Annotated in this window: 1 protein-coding gene; it reads left to right on the forward strand. The window is 28.0% G+C overall.

The window, feature by feature from the left end; translation table 11 throughout:
- The first annotated feature begins 1,106 nt into the window (after positions 1-1,106).
- Positions 1,107-1,316, forward strand: coding sequence for a hypothetical protein (locus VIM70_RS11250; RefSeq protein ID WP_331945854.1), 210 nt, complete (start codon positions 1,107-1,109; stop codon positions 1,314-1,316).
- The last annotated feature ends 709 nt before the right edge of the window (positions 1,317-2,025 follow it).

Below are 2,025 nucleotides of genomic sequence, written 5' to 3' on the forward strand. Positions count from 1 at the left end.
AAATAAATATTCTCATTATCAATTAGAATTTAGACATGATACCCATACTCACAGCAAAACCCTACAACCCGCCTATAGCTTGATTCCCGCTATTATCAAACAGTTACAAAGGTACATTGTGTAACACTGAGAGCATAAAGATGGTTATATTGATACCTTTTGATCATTTAAACGCCTTAGAAAGGCATTTATGGGGCTTGCTTGAATTGGTGCTAATTCTGCCTGAAAAATTGCTATTCTTGATCATAAATTCAAAAATTTTTTAAGGGTCAGTATTCGGTCTAGAAATCGCAGAGTATAACATGGGGTTAATATTAGAAGAATTAATAAAATATAATAATCACATTACATGATCATAGTAATCACATACAATAATATATAAAGTAATAATAAAGAATTAAAAATTCTATCACGCATATATAATTAATAATGTTCCACGTGGAACAATTGATACATATACATACTCACTCATATGTTAATATTAATCATACAATATGATACTCATAATCACATATAAAATTATACTACACTAACACATACTACTATAATACTATCTATATCATACTAACATACAATACATTAATACATACTAAACAACTATACTATAAACATATCTATACGCATACAATGAACTATACATTAATCTATATATATAGTTAATAAAAATGCTAAAAATGTGTATAATAAAAACATAGAAGAATACGATAATAAATTAGATGAGTTTTTATATAATGATCATGTCATTGGTAAACAAAAGGAAACTAATTTTAATTCATTCAGACATAAAGACGATTATTTAGATATACAAATGGAGCTTGCAAAGTACCTTTTAAAAATAAACGAATTATAAATAATATAGTTGCCCTTTTTGAAAGTAACAAATAAGAAGAGTATATATTATACCTTTTAATAAGGGCAACTTTCCATACTCATTCAAAGGGAACGCTTCTATAATTTCTAGCTATCGCGTCGAAATTTAGAACTATAATACACTTGAATTGTGTTAGAAAATAATACAATAGAATAGGACTATAAACGCTATACAAATGAGATATAATAAGCTATAATATAAACAAGAAGTAAAACATACAAAGGAGTTGTTTTTAATGGAATTAAAACAGATTGTAAATTTATACAGATGGACAGATGAGATGGATTTAATTGGAGATGCTGAAATTGTAAAATTGACTAAAACACAAATTCACGCATTATGTAAAGATAATGTAATAAGAAAATTCACTAATGAAGGCGGTACTAAAAAATTAGAGGGTAAAGGAATATATCGCGGTTATTATATAGAAGTAAAGGAAGGGTAAAACCTTCCTAATTCCCTTTGAATTAATCCAATAAAGAAAGAAGGCCAACAAACATAATTAAATTCCTAACAGTCCTAACTCTATCCTTATCAATCCTAATTCCTTCTACAATCCCTACTAACACTACACAAACAACCGATTCTATTATCCTACACGTTCAATCAGTTAACTACAATCAAAACACAAACCTCTACAGCTCTTCTGTAATGGACGAAAATGGAGACATCTATTATATAGAATCATTCGATAATATCTCAAATCAGTGGCTTGACGCTACTATAAATAATTATGGAGAAATATTATCATATGAAATAATGCTATAATCTAAATATATAATTAAACCATTAAAGAGCTTCAGTAGCTCTTCTTTTTCTTTTGCCTACAATTAATACGCCTACAAACACTAAACGCCTCACAACCCTCCTCAGCGCCTCTCACACCATTACAAACCCATTTCAATCCTGCTTATGATCTTATAATTAATCTGGTTAAACTAATTACATTAATGTAAAATAATTTTATTATATCTATTGCAACTAGCTCAGATAAGCATATAATAGTAAGTAGTTAAAGAAATGAAAGAAGGAATTCACAAATGATTAAATTAATAGCAGTTATAACCTTATCAATATCAGTTCTTATACCTTCATTATTCCCTCAAATAGCTCATACTAATGAAATGATATGTAGGGTTTCAAATTCCACATAT

The sequence above is a fragment of the Clostridium sp. genome, assembly GCF_036569345.1.
In the GTDB taxonomy this organism is placed as follows: Bacteria; Bacillota; Clostridia; order Clostridiales; family Clostridiaceae; genus Clostridium_AD.

Excerpts from the sequence above, each read along its gene's own strand:
- VIM70_RS11250 (WP_331945854.1), top strand. The coding sequence starts at position 1,107 with ATGGAATTAAAACAGATTGTAAATTTATACAGATGGACAGATGAGATG.